Source organism: Carnobacterium sp., from assembly GCF_049673005.1.
In the GTDB taxonomy this organism is placed as follows: Bacteria; Bacillota; Bacilli; order Lactobacillales; family Carnobacteriaceae; genus Carnobacterium_A.
On record NZ_JBATXB010000101.1, the window covers coordinates 1 to 8,235 of the forward strand.

The following is an 8,235-nucleotide window of genomic DNA, read 5'->3' on the forward strand; positions in this document are numbered from 1 at the left end:
CCTCGAGCTTCCTTCAGATTCCACCTCACGGTGGACACCCTTGCTTTCAGCTATGTGCTTACCGCTAATCGGTCGCACTCAGGACTTTCACCTGCTAGAGCTCGCCCATGCTGGGCGAACAAAAAAACACCTATTCAATTAAGAATAAGTGCTTTTTTCATTCTGGACATGTCTTTATTGGAACAACAAAGACAGTTATGCTCTATTTAAATTACATGTGGATTGGTAATCCTAATGCTAATTCTGAAGCATCCATAACTGTTTCAGCTAAAGATGGGTGAGCGTGAATAGTTAATGCTATATCTTCTGCTACCATCCCAGCTTCAATAGCTAATCCTATTTCAGCAATTACATCGCTAGCACCAATACCAGCGATTTGAGCTCCTACGATCAGACCATCATCTTTATTCGTTACTAAACGCACGAATCCTTCAGTAGCATTTAAAGAAAGTGCACGACCATTACCAGCTAGCGGGAATTTAGATGCCTTAACATCCATCCCTTTTTCTTTAGCTTCTGCAACAGTTAATCCTACAACTGCCAATTCTGGATCTGTAAACGCTACAGCTGGCATTGCTTTATAATCAACAGCTACTTTTTTACCAGAGATTGCTTCTGCAGCAATTTTTGCTTCATAACTTGCTTTGTGAGCTAATGCTGCACCAGGAACAATATCACCAATGGCGAAAATATTTTTAACGCTTGTACGTCCTTGCTCATCTACTTTAACTAGCCCACGGTCAGTCATTTCAACTCCAGCACCTTCTAAGCCAAGCTCATCTGTATTAGGACGACGGCCAACGGTTACCATAACGTAGTCAGCATCAATTGATTTTTCTGTGCCGTTTACTTCATACTTAACTGTTACACCATTTTCAGTTTCAATAGCTTCTTTAGCCATTGCAGACGTTTCAATAGTTACACCTTTTTTAGCAAAGTTCGTTGTTACATATTTGATCATGTCTTTTTCAAAAGTAGGCATGATAGAAGCAGTTCCTTCTAAAATAGTTACTTCAGCTCCTAAATTAGCATATGCGCCAGCAAGTTCACTACCAATGTAGCCTCCACCAACAACAATTAACTTTTTAGGTACTTCTTGTAAAGCTAATCCACCTGTTGAATCAATAACACGTTTCCCAAATTTGAATCCTTTTATTTCAATTGGACGGCTACCAGTTGCAACGATTGCGTTGTTGAAAGAATAAGTTTGGCCAGAATTTGCTCCCATAACGCGCATAGTGTGCTCGTCATTGAAATAAGCTTCTCCTCTTAAAATTTCAACTTTATTTTTTTTCAATAAACTCTCGACACCTTTGGTAAGAGTCGATACTACTTTATTGTTTTTCCATTCTTGAGTTTTAGCAAAGTCTAAAACAACATTCTCAGCTGTGATTCCAAAAGTTTCTGAATGCATAGCATCTTGGTAATGATGTCCCGCGCTAATCAAAGCCTTTGATGGAATACAACCAACGTTTAAACAAACGCCTCCGATATTTTCTCTTTCTACGATGGCTACTTTTTGTCCCATTTGAGCGGCACGTATAGCTGCAACATAACCCCCTGGGCCCGAACCAATAACAACTGTATCTAACTCTATTGCGAAATCTCCTACTACCATTTTTAACTCACCTTTATCCTTCCATCAATAATAATTCTGGATCAGCAAGCAATGTTTTTAATTCATTCATTGCTTTTTGTGCAGTTGCTCCATCGATAATACGGTGGTCAAAACTTAACGATAATTGCATAACTGGTGCTACAACAATTTCGTCATCTGCATTTACTACTGCTTTTTTAGCAATACGACCTACACCTAAGATAGCAACTTCTGGGTAATTGATAACAGGTGTAAACCAACCGCCACCAATTGAACCAATATTACTTACTGAGATAGAACCGTTGCTCATTTCATTTCCTGCCAATTTACCTTCTGTAGCTTTTCCAGAAAGTTCAGTAATTTCTCCGGCAATAGTAAAGATACTCTTAGCATCTGCATCTTTAATAACTGGTACAAATAAACCACGATCAGTATCAGTAGCAATACCAATGTTAAAGTAATGTTTGTAAACAACCTCGTTAGTCGTATCATCAATTGAAGCGTTTAATGCTGGATATTTACGTAAAACAGAAACAATTGCTTTAACAACGTAAGGTAAGAATGTTAGTTTAATACCTTTCGCTGCTGCAATATCTTTGAAATGCTTACGGTGAGCCATTAATTTAGTTGAGTCAACTTCATCGAATAAAGTAACATGTGGAGCAGTTGCTTTACTATTTACCATTGCTTTAGCGATAGCTTTGCGCATTGGAGTCATTGGTTCGCGAGTTTCACGTTCGCTTTGATCAGACTTAAACGCTTTAGCTGGAGCTGCTGCTTTAGCTGTTGGAGCTTGTTTTGTAGCAGGAGCCTCAGTAGTTTTTACTGCACTTGTTGTTGGTGCAGAAGTTGAACCGTTTTTGCTAAAGTTTGTAATATCTTCTCTTGTTACGCGATTGTGTTTTCCAGTTGGTGTAACTAACGTAATATCAACATCGTTTTCACGTGCAAATTGACGTACTGAAGGCATAGCCTGTACGCGTTTAGCAGAGTCAGAAGCTTTAACTACATTTGCTGATTCTTTTGTTTGAGTTGTTTCTTGAGTTGCTTTTTCAGTAGCAGGTGCTGCACTTTCAGTATTGTGTTCAGGTGAATCAATCTCAACGATTACTTGACCAACGTTAGCAACTGTTCCTTCTGATACTAAAATATGTTTAATTGTTCCAGTTACAGGTGAAGCAATTTCTTCAACTGATTTATCGTTTTGGATTTCTACGATTGAATCTTCTTCTTTGATTTCATCGCCTTCAGCTACTAACCATTTTACGATTTCGCCTTCTGCCATTCCTTCTCCAACATCCGGTAATTTGAACTGGTAGAAAGAAGTCGTTTGAGTACTTGAAGCATTTTCTTGAGTTGGAGCTGCTGGAGCTGGAGCTGTCGTCTCCTCCTCATCTTCATGTCCTGGAGCATCAATTTCAACAATAACGTCACCAACATTAGCAACTGTTCCTTCTGATACTAAAATCTTTTTGATTGTTCCAGAAACTGGTGAAGCTATCTCTTCAACTGATTTATCATTTTGAATTTCTACGATTGAATCTTCTTCTTTAATAACATCGCCTTCAGCTACTAACCATTTTACGATTTCGCCTTCTGCCATTCCTTCTCCAACATCCGGTAATTTAAATTTAAAAGCCATTTTTGATTTTCTTCCCTTCTATATTAGAAATTCTATTTTTTAACTTATACAATTACTCAAATAAGTTAAAATCAATAGATGCAACCATTTATCGTTTAATCAAATGGCTTACATCTATTGTTTTTTAGTTTAATAATCTATTCGTTAGAAGTTGTAAACTTCTTTTACTTTCTCTGCAATATCTGTAGCATTTGGCAACCAAGCGCCCTCAGCTAAACCGAATGGGAATACTGTATCTGGAGCAGCAACACGACCAATTGGAGCTTCTAGTGAAAGAACTGCACGTTCTGCAATTTCGGACATTACCATTGCACCAACACCTGCTTGGCGTTGCGCCTCTTGAACAACTACAACACGACCAGTTTTTTCAACTGAAGCAATAATAGTTTCAATATCCAATGGAGAAACTGTTCTTAAATCTACGATTTCTACAGAGATACCTTCTTTTTCTAAGTCATCAGCTGCTTTAAGTGCTTCACGGACCATAGCACCGTAAGTGATAATAGAAACGTCTTTACCCTCACGAGAAATAGCAGCTTTTCCTAATGGAACAGTGTAAGATTCTTCAGGTACTTCGTCACGGAATGAACGGTATAATTTCATATGTTCAATAAATACAACAGGATCATTGTCACGAAGAGCTGAAATTAATAAGCCTTTCGCATCATAAGGATTTGAAGGAATAACTACTTTCAAACCTGGTGATTGAGTCATCAAACCTTCTAAGTTGTCTGAGTGCATTTCTGGTGTATGAACACCCCCACCAAATGGCATACGGATTGTAATCGGTAAACTACGTGTGCTTCCCATACGGTAACGCGTACGTGCAGCTTGACCAGCTATTGAGTCTAATACCTCAAATATAAATCCAATAAATTGGATTTCTGGAACAGGGCGGAATCCTTGTAAAGCTAAACCAATAGCCATACCACCGATACCGGATTCAGCAAGAGGTGTATCAGAAACTCTCTCTTCACCAAACTTCTCTTGTAAACCTGCTGTGGCACGGAATACTCCACCATTTTTCCCAACATCTTCTCCAAAAACTAAAATATCTTGATCGCGTTCCATTTCTTGTTCAAGTGCTTCAGTGATTGCTTGAATCATTGTTTTTTGTGCCATAATTATTTATTCTCCTTTGCTTCAAAAGTCGCAATTTGTTCTTTAATCACTTGCGTTGGCTCTTCATACATATTTTTCAAAAAGTCTGAAACTTTTTGTTTAGGTACTTGATCAGCCTCTTTAGCAGATGCTTTAATTTCTTCTTGAGTTTTTTCAATTAATGCTTGTTCTTTTTCTTCAGACCATAAGCCTTTTTCAGTTAAGAAGTTACGGTAACGAATCAGTGGATCACGTTGTTCCCAATAGTCGAAACTTTCTTGATCACGGTAACGTGTTGGGTCATCTCCAGAAGTTGAGTGAGGACCAAAACGAGACGTTACAGTTTCAATTAAGACAGGCCCATTTCCTGCGATTGCCCATTCTCTTGCTTGTTTTGTAACTGCGTATACAGCTAATGGATCCATTCCATCAACTTGAATCCCTGGAATTCCAACGGCAACAGCTTTTTGAGCCAATGTCGTAGCTGCAGTTTGTTTATGACGTGGTGTTGAGATTGCATAACCATTATTTTGAATGAAGAAAACTACTGGAGCTTTATAAACGCCCGCAAAATTTAATCCTTCATAAAAATCTCCTTGTGATGAACCGCCATCACCAGTATAAGTGAATGCTACATTTGGTTTATTGCGTTTTTTCAATCCAATTCCTGCTCCTGCAGCTTGGATGATTTGTGCACCGATAATAATTTGAGGTGGCATAGCGTGTAAGTCTTCAGGATAGTGATTCCCTTCAGCATGTCCGCGTGACCATAAGAAAGCTTTATAAACTGGTAACCCATGTTGAATTAATTGAGGAATGTCACGGTATCCTGGGAATAATTCATCTTCTTTTTCAAACGCAAAATAACTTGCCATTTGAGATGCTTCTTGTCCAGCAGTTGGAGCATAAAAACCTAAACGTCCTTGACGAGCTAAAGCCATTGAGCGTTCATGTAAGATACGAGACCAAACCATTTTCTCCATTAATTCCACTAATTTTTCATCTGACAATTCTGGCATAATGTCCTTATTAACAACTTTACCATCCTTATCTAAGATTTGTACCATTGGAAAAGCTGCATCAACAGCGCTCAACAATGCTTCAAAATCTACGGGTTGTTTCTTGTTAGCCATTTGTAAACCATTCCTCTCTTTTTGCATTCTAATTTTTAATAAATTTCTGTTTTATACAGTTAATCAAACTGTATTAGTGCAATCTGTTTGCTCATTTAATTTACCACTATTTTTCTAGTTATGCAAGCATATCAACGTTTTTCAAGGTAAAACAGCTTATTATTAATGGATAGCAAGAGATAAAGTACGTTTTTATTTCAAGTCGTGAATTATTTCACTACTAATTTAAAAGGGTTTTTTTCAATATTTCCCTTTGCATAAAAAGTATATAAGTATAAAATTGATGAAATGAACCTCTATCTGTTATATAATTTTAAAAAAACTGTATTATTATCGATACAGAATAAAACATATATATTCCATGTTTTTAATTTCACAAAAAGAGATATCATTAGAATTCTCTCATTATCTTATTTTATTCTATACTTTTTTTCTCAAAGATTTCATATGTTTTGAAAATTATATATAAATAAAAAAGAAACAGATATAATATCTGTTCCTTATATTTATATGATCTATACGAGCCCTTGACTAATCATGGATTCAGCTATATGCATAAAACCAGCTATATTTGCTCCTGCTACAAAATTACCTGGAGTATGATACATTTCAGCAGTATCACGTACCTCAATGTAGATAGACTTCATTATGTTTTTTAATTTTTCATCAACTTCGTCAAATGTCCAACTAAGTCGCTGACTATTTTGAGACATTTCTAATGCAGACACCGCAACACCACCAGCATTAGCAGCTTTTCCGGGAGCATATGGAATTTTAGCATCCTGATAAACCTCAATTGCATCTAAATCTGAAGGCATATTAGCTCCTTCAGCAACGGCTATCACACCATTTCTGATCATCTTTTTAGCTTTCATGCCATCAATTTCATTTTGGGTAGCACAGGGTAGTGCTACTTGATAATTCTTTTCTATATCCCAAATGCTTCCCTCATAATAATATGCTTTTGGATGATGATGAATGTATTCAGAAATTCTTTTTCTTTCTACTTCTTTTATTTGCTTAATAGTAGAATAATTAATTCCATTCGGATCCCATATATAACCATTGGAATCTGAGCAGGCTATAACTGTTCCACCTAGTTCATGAACCTTTTGAATAGCATATATAGCAACGTTCCCACTTCCTGAAACAACTACTTTTTTACCCTTAAACGATTGTCCCATATCTTTAAGCATTTCATCTGTAAAATAAACAACTCCATAGCCAGTTGCTTCGGTTCTACCAAGACTACCTCCTAAGAAGACTGGTTTACCGGTTAACACACCTGCTTCAAATCCGTTTAGTCGTTTATATTGTCCATACAAATAACCAATTTCTCTAGCTCCGACACCGATATCTCCCGCGGGGACATCAAAATCAGGTCCAATATGCTGTTGTAATTCAGTCATAAAACTTTGACAGAAACGCATCACTTCATTATTTGTCTTCCCTTTAGGATCAAAATCACTACCGCCTTTTCCGCCACCAATTGGCAGACCAGTTAGACTATTCTTAAAAACCTGCTCAAAACCAAGAAATTTAATAATACTTTGATTTACACTTGGATGAAAACGAAGTCCGCCTTTATATGGTCCAATTGCTGAATTAAATTGAACACGAAAACCTCTATTCACTTTTATTTCTCCTTGATCAGTCATCCAAGGAACTCTAAACTGAATTATCCTTTCAGGTTCTATCATTCGTTCCAAAATATTTTGTTGAATAAATTCAGGATGTGCAGTAAGTACTGGTTCTATGCTGCATAAAAACTCTTTAACAGCTTGTAAAAATTCAACCTGTTCTGGATCTCTTTTTTTTATTTTCTTATATGTTTCTTCAATATATCTTACGGCTTCTTGCATACCATCCACACCTACTTTCTTCAACATTCATCGATTGAAATCTTACTTGCTCAAAATTATCTCATAAATTTTATTAAAAATGAAGGTTTTATTTTAATCTTTAAAAATTATTTGGCGTGCATTTTATTTAAATAGCTGTTAAAATAGTAAAGTTATTGATTACTGTACCTATAAAAAGTAAAATGTTCTATGAAAATTTATTTACAGGAGTGAGTTAAAAATGATTACAATGGAGAATATCATTTTGGAAGGTAGCCCAGCTTTAAGAGAACCTGCTGAGGAAATTACTTTCCCAATAAGCGAGGACATAAAAACATTGGGTCAAGAAATGTTAGAATTTTTAAAGAATAGTCAAGATGCAGAACTAGCAGAAAAATATCAGCTTCGCGCAGGAGTTGGATTAGCAGCATCTCAGCTAAATGTCTCTAAAAGGATGATTGCTGTTCACATACCTAGTGATAATGATGACACAAGCGAACCCCTTTTAAGTACAATCATGATTAACCCTAAAATTGTTAGTCACTCTGTTCAAAGCGCATGTCTGTCAGATGGTGAAGGCTGTTTGTCCGTTAATCGTGATGTTCCAGGTTATGTTCCTCGCCATTCAAGAATAACGGTAACTTATTTTAATTTGAACGGTGAAAAACAAAAAATTCGATTAAAAAATTATTCAGCTATTGTCGTGCAGCATGAAATTGATCATACTAACGGTATAATGTTCTACGATCATATTAATAAAGAAGATCCATTTCACTTAGATGAAGATGTTTCTATTCTATCTTAATTATTCTATACAAATAAAAAAAACGTTAAGACGCTGACATAATTATGTCTACGTCTTAACGTTTTTTTACAGTATGGAGATAAGGGGGTTCGAACCCCTGACCTTTTGGCTGCCAG

6 protein-coding genes are annotated in these 8,235 nt (G+C 36.4%); 1 reads left to right on the top strand and 5 read right to left on the bottom strand.

Features of this window, described 5'->3' with window-relative positions; translation table 11 throughout:
• Positions 1 to 211: 211 nt before the first annotated feature.
• The 5 genes from lpdA to gdhA all read right to left on the bottom strand — a co-directional run bounded on the left by lpdA (position 212) and on the right by gdhA (position 7,335).
• Positions 212 to 1,618, bottom strand: coding sequence for a dihydrolipoyl dehydrogenase (lpdA, locus tag WBF61_RS07340; protein WP_424255256.1), 1,407 nt, complete (start codon positions 1,616 to 1,618; stop codon positions 212 to 214).
• Between the two features lie 13 nt (positions 1,619 to 1,631).
• A complete protein-coding gene (locus WBF61_RS07345) occupies positions 1,632 to 3,239 on the bottom strand; it encodes a dihydrolipoyllysine-residue acetyltransferase (protein ID WP_424255258.1) in 1,608 nt (535 codons plus the stop codon).
• A gap of 144 nt (positions 3,240 to 3,383) precedes the next feature.
• Positions 3,384 to 4,361: an alpha-ketoacid dehydrogenase subunit beta gene (locus tag WBF61_RS07350; RefSeq protein ID WP_424255260.1), complete on the bottom strand. Its 978-nt coding sequence runs from the start codon at positions 4,359 to 4,361 to the stop codon at positions 3,384 to 3,386.
• A gap of 2 nt (positions 4,362 to 4,363) precedes the next feature.
• Positions 4,364 to 5,473 carry a pyruvate dehydrogenase (acetyl-transferring) E1 component subunit alpha gene (gene pdhA, locus WBF61_RS07355; protein ID WP_424255262.1) on the bottom strand — a complete coding sequence of 370 codons (1,110 nt, stop codon included), beginning with the start codon at positions 5,471 to 5,473 and terminating at the stop codon, positions 4,364 to 4,366.
• A gap of 515 nt (positions 5,474 to 5,988) precedes the next feature.
• On the bottom strand, positions 5,989 to 7,335 hold the full coding sequence (gene gdhA, locus WBF61_RS07360; protein ID WP_424255263.1) for an NADP-specific glutamate dehydrogenase: 1,347 nt from the start codon (positions 7,333 to 7,335) through the stop codon (positions 5,989 to 5,991).
• A 220-nt stretch (positions 7,336 to 7,555) separates the two neighbouring features.
• Here gdhA and def point away from each other — a divergent pair, with 220 nt between their 5' ends.
• Positions 7,556 to 8,119, top strand: a complete 564-nt coding sequence (gene def, locus WBF61_RS07365) for a peptide deformylase (RefSeq protein WP_424255264.1) — start codon at positions 7,556 to 7,558, stop codon at positions 8,117 to 8,119.
• The last annotated feature ends 116 nt before the right edge of the window (positions 8,120 to 8,235 follow it).